This is a genomic window from Paraburkholderia yinzeri, assembly GCF_046581065.1.
Taxonomy (GTDB): domain Bacteria; phylum Pseudomonadota; class Gammaproteobacteria; order Burkholderiales; family Burkholderiaceae; genus Paraburkholderia.
Genome location: NZ_JBFOCJ010000002.1, coordinates 1,709,899 through 1,728,148, shown reverse-complemented (window position 1 = coordinate 1,728,148; position 18,250 = coordinate 1,709,899). Strand labels below are relative to the sequence as shown.

The 18,250-nt window shown below is 66.2% G+C and carries 17 protein-coding genes; 8 read left to right on the top strand and 9 right to left on the bottom strand.

Annotated features, from left to right (window positions below; genetic code table 11):
* Positions 1-25: 25 nt before the first annotated feature.
* The gene (locus tag WJ542_RS24870; RefSeq protein ID WP_411192129.1) at positions 26-544 is read left to right on the top strand and encodes a YMGG-like glycine zipper-containing protein; all 519 of its coding nucleotides are present in this window, start codon (positions 26-28) and stop codon (positions 542-544) included.
* A gap of 66 nt (positions 545-610) precedes the next feature.
* On the opposite strand, the gene WJ542_RS24865 is transcribed toward WJ542_RS24870, so the two are convergent.
* On the bottom strand, positions 611-3,802 hold the full coding sequence (locus WJ542_RS24865) for a transglycosylase domain-containing protein (protein WP_411192128.1): 3,192 nt from the start codon (positions 3,800-3,802) through the stop codon (positions 611-613).
* Positions 3,803-4,079: 277 nt separating this feature from the next.
* Here WJ542_RS24865 and WJ542_RS24860 point away from each other — a divergent pair, with 277 nt between their 5' ends.
* On the top strand, positions 4,080-4,412 hold the full coding sequence (locus WJ542_RS24860; RefSeq protein WP_411192127.1) for a hypothetical protein: 333 nt from the start codon (positions 4,080-4,082) through the stop codon (positions 4,410-4,412).
* A gap of 219 nt (positions 4,413-4,631) precedes the next feature.
* A complete protein-coding gene (locus tag WJ542_RS24855) occupies positions 4,632-4,841 on the top strand; it encodes a hypothetical protein (protein ID WP_411192539.1) in 210 nt (69 codons plus the stop codon).
* A gap of 82 nt (positions 4,842-4,923) precedes the next feature.
* On the opposite strand, the gene WJ542_RS24850 is transcribed toward WJ542_RS24855, so the two are convergent.
* Positions 4,924-5,655: a response regulator transcription factor gene (locus WJ542_RS24850; protein WP_411192126.1), complete on the bottom strand. Its 732-nt coding sequence runs from the start codon at positions 5,653-5,655 to the stop codon at positions 4,924-4,926.
* A 199-nt stretch (positions 5,656-5,854) separates the two neighbouring features.
* Between WJ542_RS24850 and WJ542_RS24845 the strand changes: the two genes are divergently transcribed.
* Positions 5,855-7,339 (top strand): MFS transporter, encoded by a 1,485-nt coding sequence (locus WJ542_RS24845; protein WP_411192125.1) that lies wholly within the window; start codon positions 5,855-5,857, stop codon positions 7,337-7,339.
* Positions 7,340-7,397: 58 nt separating this feature from the next.
* Here the strand turns inward: WJ542_RS24845 and WJ542_RS24840 are convergent, their stop codons facing one another.
* From WJ542_RS24840 to WJ542_RS24825, 4 genes are all read right to left on the bottom strand, one after another.
* Positions 7,398-7,667 carry a hypothetical protein gene (locus WJ542_RS24840; RefSeq protein WP_411192124.1) on the bottom strand — a complete coding sequence of 90 codons (270 nt, stop codon included), beginning with the start codon at positions 7,665-7,667 and terminating at the stop codon, positions 7,398-7,400.
* Between the two features lie 44 nt (positions 7,668-7,711).
* On the bottom strand, positions 7,712-8,143 hold the full coding sequence (locus WJ542_RS24835; protein WP_411192123.1) for a DoxX family protein: 432 nt from the start codon (positions 8,141-8,143) through the stop codon (positions 7,712-7,714).
* 85 nt (positions 8,144-8,228) lie between these two features.
* Entirely contained in the window at positions 8,229-8,360 is a 132-nt protein-coding gene (locus WJ542_RS24830) for a hypothetical protein (protein ID WP_411192122.1), read from the bottom strand.
* Between the two features lie 133 nt (positions 8,361-8,493).
* Positions 8,494-8,655 carry a hypothetical protein gene (locus tag WJ542_RS24825; protein ID WP_411192121.1) on the bottom strand — a complete coding sequence of 54 codons (162 nt, stop codon included), beginning with the start codon at positions 8,653-8,655 and terminating at the stop codon, positions 8,494-8,496.
* A gap of 122 nt (positions 8,656-8,777) precedes the next feature.
* Here WJ542_RS24825 and WJ542_RS24820 point away from each other — a divergent pair, with 122 nt between their 5' ends.
* The 4 genes from WJ542_RS24820 (at position 8,778) to flhC (ending at position 11,923) form a co-directional block, all read left to right on the top strand.
* Positions 8,778-9,617, top strand: coding sequence for a helix-turn-helix domain-containing protein (locus WJ542_RS24820; protein WP_411192120.1), 840 nt, complete (start codon positions 8,778-8,780; stop codon positions 9,615-9,617).
* Positions 9,618-9,735: 118 nt separating this feature from the next.
* A complete protein-coding gene (locus tag WJ542_RS24815; protein ID WP_411192119.1) occupies positions 9,736-10,482 on the top strand; it encodes a 2OG-Fe(II) oxygenase in 747 nt (248 codons plus the stop codon).
* 507 nt (positions 10,483-10,989) lie between these two features.
* Entirely contained in the window at positions 10,990-11,310 is a 321-nt protein-coding gene (gene flhD, locus WJ542_RS24810; RefSeq protein ID WP_027795060.1) for a flagellar transcriptional regulator FlhD, read from the top strand.
* 10 nt (positions 11,311-11,320) lie between these two features.
* Positions 11,321-11,923 carry a flagellar transcriptional regulator FlhC gene (gene flhC, locus WJ542_RS24805; protein ID WP_411192118.1) on the top strand — a complete coding sequence of 201 codons (603 nt, stop codon included), beginning with the start codon at positions 11,321-11,323 and terminating at the stop codon, positions 11,921-11,923.
* 149 nt (positions 11,924-12,072) lie between these two features.
* Here the strand turns inward: flhC and WJ542_RS24800 are convergent, their stop codons facing one another.
* From WJ542_RS24800 to WJ542_RS24790, 3 genes are all read right to left on the bottom strand, one after another.
* The gene (locus tag WJ542_RS24800; RefSeq protein WP_411192117.1) at positions 12,073-13,398 is read right to left on the bottom strand and encodes an Nramp family divalent metal transporter; all 1,326 of its coding nucleotides are present in this window, start codon (positions 13,396-13,398) and stop codon (positions 12,073-12,075) included.
* 72 nt (positions 13,399-13,470) lie between these two features.
* Positions 13,471-15,027, bottom strand: a complete 1,557-nt coding sequence (locus WJ542_RS24795; RefSeq protein WP_411192116.1) for an efflux transporter outer membrane subunit — start codon at positions 15,025-15,027, stop codon at positions 13,471-13,473.
* A 14-nt stretch (positions 15,028-15,041) separates the two neighbouring features.
* Positions 15,042-18,227 carry an efflux RND transporter permease subunit gene (locus tag WJ542_RS24790; RefSeq protein WP_411192115.1) on the bottom strand — a complete coding sequence of 1,062 codons (3,186 nt, stop codon included), beginning with the start codon at positions 18,225-18,227 and terminating at the stop codon, positions 15,042-15,044.
* Positions 18,228-18,250 lie beyond the last annotated feature (23 nt).

Genomic DNA, 18,250 nt, shown 5'->3' with positions numbered 1-18,250 from the left:
ACCTTTTGACGATATCGAGCTGCACATGAAGACCACTTATCTTGCGCTCCTCGCCACGGCGGGTTTGCTGAGCGCGTGTGCCGTCGTTCCGCAGGGGCCGAGCGTGATGGCGCTGCCGGGCAGCGGCAAGACCTTCGACCAGTTCCGCGCCGACGACGCCAACTGCCGCGGCTTCGCCTACCAGCAGGTGGGCGGCGAAGGCAGCAACCAGGCGGCGACCAATAGCGCGGTCGGCAGCGCCGTGCTGGGCACGGCGCTCGGCGCCGCCGCGGGCGCGGCGTTCGGCGGCGGCCAGGGCGCGGCGATCGGCGCGGGCGCGGGCCTGCTCGCCGGCAGCGCGGTTGGCATGGGCGGCGCCCAGGGCTCGGCCTACGACGTGCAACGCCGCTACGACTACGCGTATATGCAGTGCATGTATGCGAACGGCAACCGTATTCCCGTTCAGGGCCGTATGGTGACGACACAACCGCCGCAGCAAGCGCAGCGCTATCTGCCGCCTCCGCCCCCGGGCTCGCCGCCCCCGCCGCCTGCCGGCGCGTACTGAGTTTCGCAATGCAAGAGAGGCGCCCTTCGGCGCCTCTCTTTCGCCCGCTATCCAGCGCGCGCGTAACTACCGGTCCGCATCGCCCGAGATCACCTGCCAGGATATCTGACGCAGCGTAACCGGCTGCGAGCCAGACAGCGTCACCTGCATCGGCCCGCTCTTTGCCCCGCCCTTTACCACGCTCGCCGTGGACTGCGCCGCGCCGGCCGACGCCGGCGCAGCCTGCTGGTCGAGCAAAGGCTGCAGCGCCGGCGCCATCGACTTGAGCAATTGCACCGCCATCGCGCTCGTGAACGTATAGCGCGCCGCATACGGCTCGTGGACCCAGGCCGTGATCGTGCCGTAGAAGCGGTCGCCGATCACGAACACGAACGTCGCGCAGCGGTTCACCTTGCGCGACTCGATCAGCCGCGCGCCCGACGCATAGACATTGAAGCGCTGGTCGCCGGTGCCGGTCTTGCCGTACACGGGCAGCGTATGCCCGTCGGCGAAGGTCATGCCGTCGGCAAGACGCTTCGCCGTGCCTCCTTGCACCACTGAGTCCAGCAGCTCGCGCACGACTTGCGTGATTTCCGGCGAGATCAGCGGCTGCGGCTTCACGTCCGCGTGCACGAAGCGCGTTTCGTAAGGCGTGCCGCGCGCGAAGTCGAGCGATTCGAAGCTATGCGTCGGCAGCTTCTGCCCGTCGCTCGCCACGAGGCCGATCAACTGGGCCAGCGCCGCGGGCCGGTCGCCCGACGCACCGATGGCCGCTCCGTACGACGGCGTGATGTTGTCGAACGGATAGCCGAGCTCGCGCCACGACTTGCCGATCGCGTCATAGGCGTGCAGTTCGATCATGCGGCGGATGCGGCGGTTCTGTGTCGCGTAGTAGCGGGTCTTGAAGAGCCAGCTGTACGTGTAGAGCCGCACGTCCCTGCTGTCCTGCTGGACCTGCGGGAGCGTCGCGTCGGGATGCTCGCGCAGATAGTTCACGAGCCACAGTTCCAGCGGATGCACGCCCGCAATATAGCCGCGGTCGTTGAGGTTGAAACGGTCAATCGCGTACTTTTCGTAGTACTTCGCGAGGTCATCGTCGGCGAGCCACTGGAACTTCGTGCCCTTCAGTTGCGCGCGCATCTGCGCGTTGAACCACGCCTGCGATCCGTCCGGCACGGTACTGCGCAGCACCGTCGCGATGCGCGCAGGACCCTTGCGCGTGTGCTGCAACAGGGTCGCGACGGCGTCGTCGATGCTCATGCCCTGGTAGCGCGTGTAGAAGCGCTTCATGTACACCTGGCTCTCGCCGTCGGCGAAACGCGTGAGGTAGGCGCGGCGCACGTTTGGATCATCGAGCCATTGCGAAGGCGGCCCCGACGTCTGGATCATCTCGTAGTGGACGATATCGCGCATCAGCCGCACGAACACCAGGTTCACCGAATGCTGGAATGCACGCTGCACCGTGAGAATCTGCGCGTTGTCGCTCGACTCGAAGTTGTTGAAGGTCTGCGCACCGCCGCCCGTATAGAACGTCTCGCCCGGATTCGCCGAATACTTGCGCTGCACCGCCGCTTCGAGCATCGCCTGCAGCGAGCGGTCGTCCGTCTTCGACAGATAGTCGAGCGCCCAGAGCGAGAGCGCGTCGCTCGGATCGGGCTGGATCGCGCTCAACGCCTTCTTGTCGAGCGAGCCGTACTTCGCGTGCAGGTCGCTCACGATCTGCAGGTAGGTGATCAGCGTGCGCAGCTTCGCCGTCGAGCCCAGATTCAGACGCGCACCCGAATTGATGTCGAACGGCTGGTTCACGCTATCCGTCTGCACGCGCACGAGATCCTCGCCGTTGCGCCGCTCGAACAGCGTGAAGCTGTACGCGATCTTCGACGGGTCGTCCCAGGGCTGCAGCATCTCGAAGCCGACGAGCCCCGCCGCCCGCGCGCCGTCCTTCGTCGTCGCGTCGGCCAAACGCTGGCTCACGGCTTGCTGCACGCCGTCGTCGAGCGTCGCGGTGGCGGTGAGGTCGAGGCGGTCGACGTCGTAGAGCGTCTTCAGGCCGAGCGTCTGCATCAGTTGCGTGCGCAACGTGAGCACGGCCTTGCGGTCGGCATACGACGCCGTCGCATTCATGGGCGGCGGCGGCGAAGTGTCGAACGTCAGTTGCGTCGCGAGTGCGGCGTCGCGCAGCGCGGGCGTGATCACGCCGCCGCTCGCCAGCAGACGCAGATAGCTATCCGTGAGCTTCGCGAGCGCGGCGTTGTCGTGCTGCAGGAAGTACGACGGCGCGCGCTGCGCGATCAGGAGCGAGAGCACCTGGCGGAACGCGAGCGCCTGCTCGTCGAGCGTGGCGGCCGTGACCGGCTGGCTCAGGATGCGATTGACGTCGCGGAAGTCACGGCCATACCAGGCGGCGAGACCGTCGCCGAGACCGTTCACCTCGCCGACGCCCGGCTTCGCCGAAAGCGGCACCGAATTCAGGTAGTGGACGAGAATCTGCTGGCGCGCCGGCATGGTCTGCGGGCCGTTCAGGTAGGCGCGCACCGAAGCCGACGCGATCTGCCTCAGCTTCTCGGGCGGCGTCGCCGTACGGCCGCCGTCCGAGTGGCGGAATTTTTCGATCTGCGTGGCGAGCGTGCTGCCGCCCGGCATGTGCTGATGACGGTTCACGAGACGCGCGCCCTGGTCGACGAGCGCGTGACTGAAGCGGCCCCAGTCGATGGCCGGATTGCGGTTCGGCTGATCTTCGGCGAGCAGGTATTTGTCTTCGATGAACGTCAGGGAATCGCGCACGAGCGGCGGCACGGCAGCGAAGTTCTCGTACGCGCGCTGCGGGTAGCGCGTATGGAACAGCATGGTGCCGTCGGCATCGCGCAGCACGACGCCCGCCTGATCCTTTTCTTCATAGGGGAGAAAGAGACCTTCGTCGGCCAGCGAAAGCATGCGCTCCGAATCACGCGCCTGCTCCGCGACAACAAAGCCGCGGGCATCGAGACGCTGCTCGAATGCGGGCAGTTCGGCGTAGCCGAGCCGCACGTCATAAGGGCCATGGGTAGTGGGAAAACGGATGCGCTGGCTCGGGCCGCTCTCGACCGTGTAGCCGATGTCGCGCGTGAGTTCGGAGAGATATCGCGCCTGCAGACGCGATGTGTCGATTTCGATCTGAATCAGGCGCGCAATGATGACGACGGCCATGAGGAACCCGACAACGAATCCCCACTTGACCCATCGCAAAAGCGAGCCCGCGCCGACAGTACGAAGAGGAAAGCGGATCGACGGGCGGTTCATGTGTATTCTCCCTGACGTCTCGCCAGATCACGGAACGGCACCTCTCAGATAGTCTATCTCGCAAAGTAAGAAGTTGTGTGACTGCTTGCTCACCCGCAATCTGACAGTCGCGAGGCCGCAACACTCGTGCCCGCACAACCTGTCGGAGCGAAAAACCCGGACGCGGCAGAACCCGGCACGCCGCATGCTGCCGATATAATTTCGGGCTGCTTTCCGGCCACCTTTCGGGCCACCCGAGCCCCACGCGACATGCCGCGCGCATTTCCACAGGAGAGATATGAAGAAGCTTGTCTTGCCGCTTGCCCTTTCGCTCGCACTGGGCGCCTGTGCCTGGTTCCAGAGCAATCCGGATTCCGGTCAGCCCGTGATCGATACGACGACCAACCGGTCGGTCCAGGACGTGATCGCCTGTCTGACGGTCGAGGCGTCGCGGCACGGCGCAAGCTTCCAGACCACGCCGTTGCCGGAGGGCCAGATGCTCGACTTCGGCGACTCGAACGTAATCAAGATCCGCGCCGACAACGGGGCCACGACGTACCGCTTCTACGCCGGCAAGCGCCACGCGTCCAATCTCTGGATCGAGGCCGCCAGCAAGACCTGCGCCCCCTGAGAGGGCGGCGCGTTACATCCGGGCACGCGCTGTAACGTCGTGTAGCACGGCGACACATTTTCGAGAGGCCGTTTTAAGAATCGCTTAAGTCTTGGTCCGCATCATCCGCTGACCAGAAGAGAAACGCAGCAGGAGGTGCCCGTGAGCAGGCTCGAATCGACGAAGCAGGACGCATTGAACAACGTGAGCGCCGTTGCGGCGAAGCCCGCAAAACGCACGATGCTGCGCCGGCTTTTGAGCCACCACGAACTGGCTACGCTGCTGCTGCTCTTGCACGCGCCGATCGACGCGCACGCCAAGCCGGAAATCCCGACGCTTCAGGAAGCCGGGCTGGTGGAAACGGTACCAACCGAAGCCGCGGGCGCCGCGCAGATCCGCCTGACCCAGGAAGGCAACGCCGTGCTGCAGGGACTGGGCCTCGCCCGCTGACGTCCCCGCCCGAATCCCAAAGAAAGCCGGCGGTGCGCAAGACGCACCGCCGGCTTTTTTATGCCTGTGGCATCTGCGGCGCTCATGCGGCAACGCAGGCCGCGGCGCGTGCGAGCGATCGCCCTCCGCCGTGCAGGCGCAACAGCCGGTAGCCGCTCTTGTAGACGGGCTGCAACCGGTAGCCGCTCTCGTCGTCGATTTCCAGCAGCACGCGCAGACGGGACACATGGCTGTCGATCGTGCGTGTCAAGGTCTGCAGCTCGCGGCCCCAGACCATCGCATAAATATGGTCGCGTGACAGCAGCCGGCCGACGTTGGCAAAGAACAGCGACGCGAGCCGGTACTGGGTGCCGGAAAGCAGCACCGTCTTGCCGTTTACCGTGACCGACTGGTGCCGCATGTCGAAGTGGTAGGGCCCCGCGTCGAACGAGGCATGCTCGAAACGGTCGGGAAACGCGCGACGCAGCAGCGCATTGACGCGCGCCCCGAACACCGGCGCGCAAACCGGCAGGCTGACATAGTCGTCGGCGCCCACGGAAAAGGCTCGCACGATACTGTCGTCCGAAGCGTCCTCCGACGCGAACAGCACCGGAATATGGCTGCCGTTCACCGCGCGCACGGTCCTGAGCACTTCGGCGCCGGATAGCCGCGAGCCCTGCCAGTCGAGCACCAGCATGTCGACCGTCGACGCGGCAAGCGCTTTGGTCAGCGCAAAGCCGTCGCTGAAGGGCAGGCAGGTGTGACCGCCCTGGGCGAGCACGCGCTCGATCTGGCTCCGTTGAGCCGCATCGCGCTGCAGTATCGCGATCCGCATAAGTGAGCCCCCGTATGGGTCGAGTTGGTCGGTATGGGATGTTGGATGGGTGTTGGCACAATTCTGTGGAGATGTGCAAAACGCGCCCATAAGACGATTCCTAAAGTCGGAATCGCCAGCCGGGTCCGACCCGCGCCGAATTCGACGCTTCACGTCGCGCTGAAACGTCGCGGCCAACCCGGGTCCTAACATAGGACGCATGAAACTCGACCACCGCCCTCTCGTCCGCTTCACGCCCGCGCTCGCGCGTATTGTCGCGACCGTCAGCGTGGGCTTCGTCGTCACGCAACTCGACGTGACCATCGTCAACATCGCGCTCGCGCGGCTCGCGGCCGATCTCCACGCGAGCGTCGCCCGCCTGCAGTGGATCGTCGACGCCTATACGCTCGCCTTCGCCGTGCTAATGCTCTCCGGCGGCGTGCTGGGCGACCGCTACGGCGCGCGGCGCCTGTACGCCGCCGGGCTCGTGGTGTTCGCGTTCGCCTCGCTCGCATGCGGTCTCGCCGCCCAGCCGGCCATGCTGATCGCAGCCCGCGCCGTGCAGGGCGCGGGCGCCGCCATGATGCTGCCGAACTCGCTGGCGCTCCTCAACGAGGCATGCCGCCACGACCGCTCGCTGCGTGCCCGCGCCGTGGGCTTCTGGACGGCGGCGGGAGCGATTTCGATCGCGGCGGGGCCAGTCGCGGGCGGGCTGCTGATCGCGGCGTTCGGCTGGCGCAGCATCTTTCTGGTCAATCTCCCGCTCTGCGCGGCCGGGCTCGCCGCAACGCTGGCGTGGATTCCCGCACCGCGACGGACCCTCGCAGCCAACGCCGCCGATCCACAACCGCAACGCAGCGCGCCCCCGCGCAGCCTCGACGTCCGCGGCCAGCTGCTTGCCGTCGTCGCGCTCACGGCCTTCACGGGCGCGGTCATCGAATGGCGGCCGCTCGGCTTCGCGCATCCGGCCGTGGCGGGAGGCTTTGCCCTGGCGCTCCTCGCCGGCTGCGCGTTCGTCTTCCTCGAATCGCGCATCGCCGATCCCATGCTGCCGCTCGGCATGCTGCGCCACCGCACGTTCAGCGCGGCCGTGCTGTTCGGCGTCTGCGTGAATCTCACCTACTACGGCACCGTCTTCGTGCTCGCGCTCTACCTGCAGCACGCGCGCGGCGAAACGCCGTTGCAGGCCGGGCTCGCATTCGTGCCGCTCACCGCCGGGTTCCTGCTCTCGAACATCGCCAGCGGCCACGCCGTCGCGCGCTTCGGCACGCGTGCGCCCATGATCGTCGGCGCACTCGTGGCGGGCAGCGGCTATGCCCTGCTTGGCCTCATCGGCGCGACGACGGCGCTCGCCGCCCTGATGGCGGCGTGTCTGCTGATTCCCTTAGGGATGGGGTTGGCCGTGCCTGCCATGACGACCGCCGTGCTCGCGAGCGTCGAGCCGGCCCGCGCGGGCACGGCCTCGGCATTCCTCAACACGGCGCGGCAGGCAGGCGGCGCGGTGGGGGTGGCGGCATTCGGCGCCCTGACGGGCAGCGGCGGAGCCGTCCAGGTCGTGGCCGGCCTGCACGCCGAAACGCTCGTCTCGACGGCGCTGCTGCTGGCCGCGGCGGGGCTGGCGTGGTTCGTGAGAGCCGAGGCAGCGCATCCGCCGGCGCGGATGGAGAAAACGCCGCGGCTCGAAACGTCGCGGCTCGATGGATAGCGGCGAAGCGAAATCGGAGCAGCGCGCGCCGACTCGTACCGAATCGCCGAAACGAGGCCTAAAGCGACGCTTCCTGAATTTCTCCGCTCGCCACCGCGCGTTCGATCAGCCCCTCGTTCTCGGCCTTGCGGATGGCATGGGCAATCAAACGGTCGGGCTCCTCGAGTTCGGCCTTGAGCGCTCCGAGCAGGCCGGAGGCGTCGAGGATCACGAGCGTCCTCGCCGTAGCCGCGTAGCTAATCAGCACGCGATTCGAGCCGTCTTCGGCAAGACTCGCGCATAGCTGCTCGGTCTTGCCGTTCACGTTGAAGTCGAAGTTCTGTATCAAGGCCCGCTCCTTGTTCGCTCTGTGGAAGTCCGGCGCCGGCGGCCTCAGCCGCGCAGCGAGCCCCGCGGCGCGCGCAGGCCGTCGACGGAAGCGCGTCCCGCCCCCGTCACGCCCAGCAGCAGCAGGCCGCCCGCAATCGCCACGTTCTTCCAGAAGTGCACGGCAGCATCCTGCTGCAATGCAGCGTCGGTAATGTTCCAGAAGTCGTGGCCGACGACCGCAGTGGCAATAGCGTACACGGCCAGCAGGAAAGCCACTGCACGCGTGCGCACGCCAAACACGATCGCGAAGCCGCCGATCAGTTCGACCGCCACGGCCACCGGCGCGGCAAAAGCCGCATAGGGCACGCCCCTCGTATGCAGCCATGCCACGAAGCCCGCATAACCCAGCAGCTTCATGCAGCCGCCCCAGAGAAACAGGATCGAGAGCGCGAGACGGGCGATGAAGACGATCAGGGAATCAGCGGGTCGTGTCATGAAGGGCTCCGGTATGCGATGACGGAATGACCTTCGCATCCGCGCGCAGTTCCCGCCCACCGCAGACAATTCCCGCCACATCCCTTCACGCATGCGCCCGCGCGCCGATGGGCCGCGCGGGCGAAAGCGCCGGCGCGATGCCCGCTGCCATGCCAATCGGCTCCAATCCAGTCAACAGGCCGTCGGCCGTCGTGGTCATGACTGCCTGCGCAATCATTCGTACTCCCAGGTATTTTGCGCACGCGGCAAAACCGCCAGGAGCCACAGTAACCGGGGAAATGGGCGAGACATTGCGGCTGACCGCGCGTTGCGCTTCGCCGCCTCGTGCTCAAGGTCTCGGCCTGGCACGCTCAATGCTTGTGGCGCATGCCATGGCCGCGATGGGCGTCGATCCACCGGGCAAAGCGCTCCTCGAGCTCGCCCCGCGTACGGCGCGCCACGGCCCACATGGCGACGCACACCACCAGCATCACGACTGGGCCCAGCAGATAAGCAGCTACGGTTTCCCTCATGGCAATCTCTCCTCGCCACGCCGCCACACACATCGAGAGTTATATTCTAGGCGATTTGCACGCGCCATATTTGGCCTTATCCCTCCTCGCCGCGCGGGCATTGCGCACCTGGAATCCACGACATGAACACGCTCGCCCCTTTCGTCGCGGCGCCGTCCGCGGCCCTCGGCCGCCGCAGTGTCGGCGATCTGTTGCGCGACTGGCGCCAGCGCCGGCGCATGAGCCAGTTGCTGCTCGCCGTCGAAGCCGGCATTTCGGCCCGCCACCTGAGCTTCGTGGAGTCGGGCCGCTCGCAGCCGAGCCGCGAGATGGTCATGCATCTCGCCGAGCGGCTCGACGTGCCGCTGCGCGAACGCAACGCGCTCCTGATCGCGGCAGGCTATGCGCCGCTCTACCGCGAGCGCGGGCTCGACGATCCGCAACTGGCGGCGGCCCGCGAGGCGGTAGAGCTGGTGCTGCATGGGCACGAACCCTATCCGGCCGTGGCCGTGGACCGTCACTGGAACATCGTGGCCAGCAATCGCGCGCTCGCGCCGCTGATCGGCCATGCCTCCCCGGCACTGCTCGCCGCGCCCGCGAATGCGCTGCGCCTCTCGCTGCACCCCGAGGGCATTGCGCCGCGCATCCTCAACTGGCAGGCGTGGCGCGCCCATCTGCTCACGCGGCTGCAACGCCAGATCGACGCGAGCGCCGACCCGGCGCTAGTGTCGCTCCACGACGAACTGGCGGCCTACCCGCCGCCTCCCGGCACACCGGACCCGCAGGACGCCGCCGAAGCGCCCGGCCACCATATTGCCGTGCCGCTGCGCGTGCGCACATCGCTGGGCGACCTGTCGTTCTACAGCACGACGACCGTGTTCGGCACCCCCGTCGATATCACGCTTTCGGAACTCGCCATCGAGGCGTTCTTTCCGGCCGATCCGCAAACCGCCGCGGCGCTGCGCGCATCGACATCCGGCTGAGCGATGAGCCGGGCAGGCCCGTCCCGCGAATGGCAGAGCAAGACCCGGAGTGCGCGCAGCACGGCGTGAGCGCGACACTAGCGCCATGCCGCCTTACCCACCCTGCCCCGGAGCCGACATGTCTCTCGCCGCCCTGCGCCCGCCCGTCCAGCCGGACCCCACCCTTGCGTCGCGCCTCGACGCCCTGCCCTGGGACGTCATGGAAGAGGAACTCACCGAACGCGGCTACACGCTGATCCCCAAGCTGCTGGACGACACGGAGTGCGACGCGCTAGCCGCGCTCTACGACCGCGAGGCGCCGTTTCGCAGCCGGATCGTCATGGCGCGCTACGGTTTTGGCCGCGGCGAGTACAAGTACTTCGCCTACCCGCTGCCCGATCCGGTAGCCGAATTGCGCGGCCTGCTGTACGCGCGCCTCGTCGCATTGGCCAACCGCTGGGCCGACTGGCTCGGGTTCGACACCCGCTTTCCGCCAACCCACGCCGGGTTCGCCGAGCGCTGCCGCGCGGCGGGCCAGCAGCGCCCCACGCCGCTGCTGCTGCGATACGGCCCCGGCGATTACAACTGCCTGCATCAGGATCTCTACGGCGAGCACGTCTTCCCGGTCCAGGCAACGGTCCTGCTGAGCACGCCGGGCGCCGACTTCAGCGGCGGCGAGTTCGTCTTGACCGAGCAGCGGGCGCGGCGCCAGTCGCGCGTGGAAGTGGTGCCGCTCGAAAAGGGAGACGCCGTGCTGTTCGCAGTCCACCATCGCCCGCTGCAAGGCGTGCGTGGCGCGGCACGCGCAACGTTGCGCCACGGCGTGAGCCGGATTCGCGCAGGGCAGCGTCACACTTTGGGGCTAGCCTTCCACGACGCCGCCTGAGCCGGTCCCCATCGCGGGGAATCTGTATCAGAGGGTCGGATCTCCAGTTACATTTAAATCTTCCGACTTATTAATTCTGCATCCGGCATTTCTTACCTCACCTCGTAAATCCTTTCAAAAAGTTTATTTACGTCATGCGCCCGGATCCAGCGCGGCGCAATTCGTTGCGCATGCATCGAGTACCCCTAAACTCCACCAATTGACAAGGTTTCGCGCCGAATCCCGGCCCAATTTGGGTTTGTGAGAAGCCGCAATTTGATGCAGAACAAGTACAAGAAAAAATTACCGAAATTGCACATGGCTCCCTCATTATTTTTTTATGACAGGGATTGATTTCCGAGATAAGCCCTCATACAATTCGGCCCAAGGTGTTACGAGTTGTAACACCTTGTATCAAACAGTCAGGCTCCGCCGAACACACACGAGCGAGGGCCGGCAAACAGACCAGACAAATACAACGGCGGAAAACGCCGGGGGGTTAATAATTCGGGGCTTCGGAAGAGAGAAATGGACCGTAGCAGCGAGACGCTGGAATCTATCCGCGAAATTAATTTGTCGTACCTGATGCTTGCGCAACGCATGTTGCGTGAGGACAAGCCCGTCGGCATGTTCCGGCTGGGCCTGTCGTCGGAACTGGCCGATCTGCTTGGCGGACTGTCGCTCGCGCAGATCGTCAGGTTGGCCGCTTCCGACCAGCTCCTTTGTTTTTTCCGCTTCGACGATCATGCGATGTTGTCCGCGCTTACGCAGACCACGAAGCATACCGACGTGGCGACCACTCACGCGGCCATCCTGCTTGCAGGACAACCCGCCGGCCAATTCGCCTGAGGACGACGTCATGACCACGCGGCGCAGCCTCACCGAAGACGCCCAGGAAGTTTTCCGCGCGATCGCGTTGATCGAGCTGGGCGCGCGCATGCAGGTGCTCGAAAGCGAGCTTTCCCTGTCGCGCGACCGCATGATCCGCCTCTATCGCGAGATTCGCGGCGTATCGCCGCCGAAGGGGATGCTGCCGTTCTCGGCGGACTGGTACATGACGTGGCTGGCGAACATTCACGCTTCGCTGTTCTACAACACGTACCTGTTCCTCAAGAACGAAGCGCGTTGCTCGCATCTCGACGCGCTTACCAAGGGGTTCCGGCTGTACGTGGAACACTGCCGCCACAGCGAGGTCGAGCCCGTGCTGGACCTCACGCGTGCCTGGACCCTGGTGCGGTTTTTCGATGCCGATATTCTGCAGCTGACGCCTTGCTGCCGCTGCGGCGGCAAATTCGTCGCGCACCGCCACGACCTGCAGCACAACGTCGTGTGCGGCGCATGCCAGCCGCCTTCGCGCGCCGGCAAGACGAAAAAGGCCGCTGCGGCGCGACGGGGCGCAACGCAGACCGAAAGCGACCTTCCGGAAGTCGTAACGCCGGATGGCATCGCCGAGGCTGCCTAGCGAGGAGAGCAGATCCGGGATCACCCGGACGTGAGACCAAGACGCGAAGCCGTCCGGCGTACCCACTCCGCCGGACGGTAAAGCGCTTTCCCTTCCGCTGCTGGTTGCCTTTCCGCCCGCTTCAATCCCGCTGTTTCCATCCCGCCGCTTCAATTTCCACTGAACGTCTGCCAGACGAGCCACAGGTTCGCGACCGTGATCACGACGAAGAGCACCCACGCCAGGATGCGCGTGGGCAGCCGGTTGGCGAACGCGCCCATCAGCGCGCGGTCGTCGGTCATGCGGATGAGCGGCCAGAGCGCGAACGGCAGTTGCAGACTCAACACCACCTGGCTTGCGACGAGCAGCTTGCCCACCGCCCCGTTGCCGAGCAGCGCCACGCCCGCGAACGCCGGGATCAGCGCGAGCACGCGCGTGATGAGCCGGCGCTGGTAGCACGGAATCTTCATCTGCAGGAAGCCTTCCATGATGACCTGTCCGGCTACCGTGCCCGTGAACGTCGAACTCTGGCCCGACGCGAGCAGCGTGACCGCGAAAAGCACCGCCGCCGCGCCCGTGCCGACAATGGGCGCGAGCAGCTTGTAGGCGTCTTCGATCTCGGTCACCTGGTTGTGGCCCGTGGCATTGAAGGCGGCCGCGGCGAGAATCAGGATGGCGGCGTTGATGAGCAGCGCGACGACGAGCGAAGCGATGGTGTCGAGACGCGAAAGGCCGATGGCCTGCGCGATGCTCGCGGGGTCGCGCTTCACGGCGCGCGTCTGCACGATCGACGAATGCAGATAGAGGTTGTGCGGCATGACCGTGGCGCCGAGGATGCCGATCGCCAGATAAAGCGGCTCCTGCGTCGAGATCGCGTGCCACGACGGCACCACGCCCGCGAACACCGAGGGCCAGTGCGGCTTCACGAGCGCGAGCTCGATCACGTAGCCCACGCCGATGGTCGCGATGAGCCCGGCCATGATCGCTTCGAGCGTGCGGAAGTTCTTGCCCTTCAAGCCGAGCACGATGAGCGTGTCGAACGCGGTGAGCGCCACGCCCGCCATCAGCGAGCAGCCCAGCAGCAGATGAAACGCAAGCGCGCCGCCCAGCACTTCGGCGAGATCGCACGCGATGATCGAAAGCTCCGCGAGCACCCACTGCCCCATCGCGACGGGTTTCGAGTAGCGCGTGCGGGAGAGCTCGGCCAGATCGTGCCCGGTCACGATGCCAAGCCGCATCGAGAGACACTGCAGCGCGATGGCCGCGAGGCTCGACAGCACCACGACGAACAGCAGGCTGTAGCCATAGCGCGAGCCGGCCTCGATGTCGGTGGCCCAGTTGCCGGGATCCATGTAGCCGATGGAAACCAGCAGGCCGGGGCCCGCGAACTGCCAGAACTTCTTCCAGAATGGCGCGGCCGACGAAACGGCGACGCTGCCCTGCACTTCCGACGGGCAAAACGGCGCCGTCGCGGTGGTGGGTAGGCGGAACTCCAACGGTTCGATCCTCGAGGAAAAGAAGCCGCGCGGCACGCGCCGCGCGATCGGTCCCTCAAGTGTACAAGCGCTTCAGCCCTGGCGCGACGCCAGCGGTGCGGGAGGCGGTGCGCCGCCGTCGCGCTTGGGATCGTCGGCCTTGATGTCGCCCCAGCCGCCGCCCAGCGCGCGGATCAGGTTGACCGTCGCCACCGCCTGGTCGCCCTGCAGGTGGCTCGCCTGCAGTTGCGCGACCAGCACCGAACGCTCGCTGTCGATCACGTTCAGATAGCTCACCTCGCCTTCTTCGTACTGCGTCTTCGAGAGATGCGCCGAGCGCTCGGAGGCGTTCACGGCCTCGTCCTGCTCGTGAATCTGGTCGTCGAGCAGGCGCAGGTCGGAGAGGTTGTCCTCCACTTCGCGGAACGCCACGAGCACCTGCTGGCGATACTGCGCGACATCCTCGTCGTACTTTCCGCGCGCCTGAGCAAGATTGGCCTTGCGGCGGCCGCCGTCGAAGAGCGGCAGCGTGAGCGCCGTACCGGCGAACGGTCCGAGCAGGAACGCGCGGCTCGACCACATGAAGAGGTCGCCGAGCGTCGCCGACTCGTAGCCGAACTGGCCGGTGATATCGAGCTTGGGAAAGAACGCCGATTTCGCGAGCCCGACGCGCGCATTGGCCGCGGCCATCGAACGCTCGGCGGCGGCGATGTCGGGGCGACGCTCCAGCAGCGTCGAGGGCAGGCCCGGCGGCACGCGCACGTTGACGGACGCGAGCGGCGTTTCGGGGAACGTGAAGTCGGCCGGCGCCTTACCCAGCAGAATCGCAAGGCTGTGTTCCGAAGCGGCGCGCTGGCGCGCGACGCCCACGGCATCCGCACGCGCGCTCGCCAGTTCGTTGCGCGCCTGCGCAACGTCGAGCTCGCTGATGTCGCCTTCCTTGAAGCGCCGCTGGACGAGCGCGAGCGCATCCTCGCGCAGCGAGACCGTGCGGCGGTACAGATCGACGTCCGAATCGAACTGGCGCAACTGGAAGTAGTTCTGCGCGACATCGGCCTGCAAGGCCAACTGTACCGAAAGGAACAGCGCCTCGCTCTGCTGCGCGTCCGCTCGCGCGGCGTTCACGTTCGAGCTCACGCGGCCGAACAGGTCCGCCTCGTACGAGACCGTCCCCTGTGCGCGCCAGAGCGTCTGCGCGGGCACGTCGGCGTTCTGCGGCAGATACTGCGAGGCCGGCGAGAGACGCTCATAAGTCGGCCCGAAGCCCGCATCGATCGACGGGAACCACGACGCCCGCGCCGCCTGCGTCACCGCGCGCGCCTGCTGCACGCGCGCCGCCGCGGCCTTGAGATCCTGGTTCGCGGCCTGGGCCTGCTCTTCCAGGGCGTTCAGCGTGGGATCGTCGAATACGGTCCACCATTGGCCGCGGTGCGCGCCGTCGGCCGGTTGCGCGGGTGTCCACGTGCCCACGTCGTGCGGGCCCGCGGGGGGTTGCTGCGCTTCCTTGAACGCCGCCGGAACAGCGGCGTCCGGTACGTGATAAGGCGGCTCGACCGAACACGCCGCGAGCCACGCGAAGAGCGCCACGCCGGCGGCCAGACGCGTGCGGCGCAGCCACGTCGCGCTGCCTGAATGCGAGTAATTCATCATGTTCTTTTTCTCCCTCAAGCGTCGACGGTCGGCAGCGCCGCGCGCGCGCTGTCCTTCTGCGCGACATGAATCTTGCCGCCCGCAATCGTACGCAGTACGACATAAAACACCGGCGTAAGCAGCAAGCCGAATGCGGTCACGCCGAGCATCCCGAAGAACACCGCGATACCCATTGCATGCCGCATTTCCGAGCCCGCGCCTGTCGAAAGCACGAGCGGCACGACGCCCATGATGAACGCGATCGACGTCATCAGGATCGGCCGCAGACGCAGGCGGCTCGCCTCGATGGCGGCCGAGAGCGGCGAGTGGCCGTCGTGCTCCAGTTCGCGCGCGAACTCCACGATCAGGATGGCGTTCTTCGAAGCGAGACCCACCAGCACCATCAGACCGATCTGCGTGAAGATGTTGTTGTCGCCCTGGGTGAGCCACACACCGGTCAGCGCGCACAGCACGCTCATCGGCACGATCAGGATCACCGCGAGCGGCAGCGTGAGGCTCTCGTAGAGCGCGGCCAGCACGAGAAACACGAGCAGCACGCTGATCGGAAACACCCAGATGCCCGAGTTGCCCGCGAGAATCTGCTGGTACGTCAGGTCGGTCCATTCGAACTTCACGCCGCGCGGCAGCACTTCGGCCGCGATGCGTTCCGCCGCCGCCTGCGCCTGGCCCGACGAGTAGCCGGGCGCCGGGCCGCCGTTGACGTCGGCGGCGGTGTAGCCGTTGTAGCGCACCACCATTTCGGGGCCGTACGTAGGCGTCACCGTCACAAGCGACGAGAGCGGCACCATCTCGCCCGCGGCATTGCGCGTCTTCAGTTGCAGAATGTCGTCGGCGTTCTGGCGGAACGGCGCGTCCGCCTGCACGCGCACCTGGTACACGCGGCCGAAGCGGTTGAAGTCGTTCACGTAGAGCGAGCCCAGATAGATCTGCATCGTGTCGAACACGTCCGTTACCGAAACACCCAGTTGCTTCGCCTTTGTGCGGTCCAGATCGACGTTGAGCTGCGGCACGTTGATCTGGTAGCTCGAAAACGTCGGGCCAAGCTCCGGCGTCGTCGCGGCGCGCTTGATGAAGTCCTGCGTCGCGCGGTTGAGCGCTTCGTAGCCCACGGCGCCGTGGTCCTCCAACTGCATCTTGAAGCCGCCCAGCGTGCCGAGACCAAGCACCGGCGGCGGCGGGAATACCGCTATGAAGGAGTCCTTGATCTGCGCGTACTGCTGGTTCAGCGCGCCCGCGATCGCCCCCGCCGACAGTGCCTCGCCATGGCGCTCCTTGAACGGCTTGAGCGTGACGAACACGATGCCCGCGCTCGAACTGTTCGTGAAGCCGTTCACCGAGAGCCCCGGGAACGCGACGGCACTTTCGACACCCGGCTGCTTGAGCGCGATGGCGCTCATGTCGCGAATCACGTTTTCGGTGCGATCGAGCGACGCGCCGTTCGGCAATTGCGCGAACGCGATCAGATACTCCTTGTCCTGCGCGGGCACGAAGCCCCCCGGCACGACGCGCGCCATCAGCACGGTCGCACCGATCAGCACGACGTAGACCATCAGCATCGCGCCCTTGTGGCGCAGCACGCCGTTCACGCCGCGCCCGTATTCCTCCGAGCCACGATGGAACACCTTGTTGAAGCGCCGGAAGAAGCCGCCCAGCACACGATTCATCCCGCGCGTAAGCCAGTCCTCCTTCGCACCGTGGCCGCGCAGCAGCAGCGCGGAAAGCGCGGGCGAGAGCGTGAGCGAGTTGAACGCCGAAATCACCGTGGAAATGGCGATGGTCATCGCGAACTGCTTGTAGAACTGACCGGTGAGACCGCTCATGAACGCGAGCGGCACGAACACGGCGACGAGCGTGAGCGCGATGGCGATGATCGGGCCGCTCACCTCCTGCATGGCCTTGTAGGTGGCGTCGCGCGCCGATAGCCCGCGCTCTATGTTGCGCTCGACGTTCTCCACCACGACGATCGCATCGTCCACCACGATCCCGATGGCGAGCACCATGCCGAACAGCGAGAGCGCGTTGATCGAGAAGCCGAACGCCAGCAGCAGCGAAAACGTTCCGACGATCGACACCGGTACGGCGACGAGCGGAATGATCGACGCGCGCCAGGTCTGCAGAAACACGATCACGACGATCACCACGAGCGCGATCGCTTCGAGCAGCGTGTGCACGACCGCCTCGATACTCGCGCGCACGAACTGCGTGGGGTCGTAGACGATGCGGTAGTCCACGCCCGCCGGCATGTCCTCCTTGAGCTCCTTCATGGCCGCGCGCACCTGGTCCGAGATCGCGAGCGAGTTCGCACCCGGCGCCTGGTTGATCGCGAGCGCCACGGCGGGCTTGTTGTCGAGCAGCGAGCGCAGCCCGTATTCGGAGGCCGCGAGTTCGATGCGCGCGATGTCGCGCAGATACGTGACGCCGCCATCCGGATTCGTCTTGACGATGATGTTGCCGAACTCGCCTTCGGTGCGCAGACGGCCCTGAGCGTTGACGTTCAACTGCAGCGGCGTGCCCGGCACGCTAGGCGAGGCGCCGATCACGCCGGCCGCCACCTGCACGTTCTGCTCGCGAATGGCGTTGACCACATCCTGCGCGGTGAGATTGCGCTGCGCCACCTTCTGCGGATCGAGCCAGATGCGCATGGCGTAGTCGCCCGAGCCCCACAACTGCACCTCGCCCACGCCCCGGATATTCGCGAGACGATCCTTCACGTTGAGGAGCGCGTAGTTGCGCAGGTAGGTCATGTCGTACTGGTTGTTCGGCGAGATCAGGTGCACGACCATCGTGAGCGTGGGCGAGCTCTTGATCGTCGTGATGCCAAGACGCTGGACATCCTCCGGCAAGCGCGGCAGCGCCTGGTTCACGCGGTTCTGCACGAGCTGCGTGGCCTTGTCCGGATCGGTGCCGAGACGGAACGTGACCGTGAGCGTGAGGTTGCCGTCGCTGTTCGCCTGCGACTGCATGTAGAGCATGTCCTCGACGCCGTTGATCTGCTCTTCGAGCGGCGCCGCCACGGTTTCGGCGATCACCTTCGGGTTCGCGCCCGGATACTGCGCATGCACCACCACCGAAGGCGGCACGACCTCGGGATACTCGGAAATCGGTAGCTGGAACAGGGCGATCACCCCGGCCAGCAGGATCAGCACGGACAGTACGCCCGCGAAGATCGGCCGGTCGATGAAAAATTTCGATATGTTCATGGGTCGCTCTTCGAATTGACGCT

Bases quoted from the DNA above. Each gene is read 5' to 3' on its own strand.
- WJ542_RS24835 (WP_411192123.1), bottom strand. From the start codon at position 8,143: ATGACACGACCCGCTGATTCCCTGATCGTCTTCATCGCCCGTCTCGCG.
- WJ542_RS24870 (WP_411192129.1), top strand. From the start codon at position 26: ATGAAGACCACTTATCTTGCGCTCCTCGCCACGGCGGGTTTGCTGAGC.
- WJ542_RS24795 (WP_411192116.1), bottom strand. From the start codon at position 15,027: ATGATGAATTACTCGCATTCAGGCAGCGCGACGTGGCTGCGCCGCACG.
- WJ542_RS24855 (WP_411192539.1), top strand. From the start codon at position 4,632: ATGCTGCGCCGGCTTTTGAGCCACCACGAACTGGCTACGCTGCTGCTG.
- WJ542_RS24820 (WP_411192120.1), top strand. From the start codon at position 8,778: ATGAACACGCTCGCCCCTTTCGTCGCGGCGCCGTCCGCGGCCCTCGGC.
- WJ542_RS24860 (WP_411192127.1), top strand. From the start codon at position 4,080: ATGAAGAAGCTTGTCTTGCCGCTTGCCCTTTCGCTCGCACTGGGCGCC.
- WJ542_RS24845 (WP_411192125.1), top strand. From the start codon at position 5,855: ATGAAACTCGACCACCGCCCTCTCGTCCGCTTCACGCCCGCGCTCGCG.
- WJ542_RS24790 (WP_411192115.1), bottom strand. From the start codon at position 18,227: ATGAACATATCGAAATTTTTCATCGACCGGCCGATCTTCGCGGGCGTA.
- flhC (WP_411192118.1), top strand. From the start codon at position 11,321: ATGACCACGCGGCGCAGCCTCACCGAAGACGCCCAGGAAGTTTTCCGC.
- WJ542_RS24850 (WP_411192126.1), bottom strand. From the start codon at position 5,655: ATGCGGATCGCGATACTGCAGCGCGATGCGGCTCAACGGAGCCAGATC.
- flhD (WP_027795060.1), top strand. From the start codon at position 10,990: ATGGACCGTAGCAGCGAGACGCTGGAATCTATCCGCGAAATTAATTTG.
- WJ542_RS24815 (WP_411192119.1), top strand. From the start codon at position 9,736: ATGTCTCTCGCCGCCCTGCGCCCGCCCGTCCAGCCGGACCCCACCCTT.
- WJ542_RS24865 (WP_411192128.1), bottom strand. From the start codon at position 3,802: ATGAACCGCCCGTCGATCCGCTTTCCTCTTCGTACTGTCGGCGCGGGC.
- WJ542_RS24830 (WP_411192122.1), bottom strand. From the start codon at position 8,360: ATGATTGCGCAGGCAGTCATGACCACGACGGCCGACGGCCTGTTGACT.
- WJ542_RS24825 (WP_411192121.1), bottom strand. From the start codon at position 8,655: ATGAGGGAAACCGTAGCTGCTTATCTGCTGGGCCCAGTCGTGATGCTG.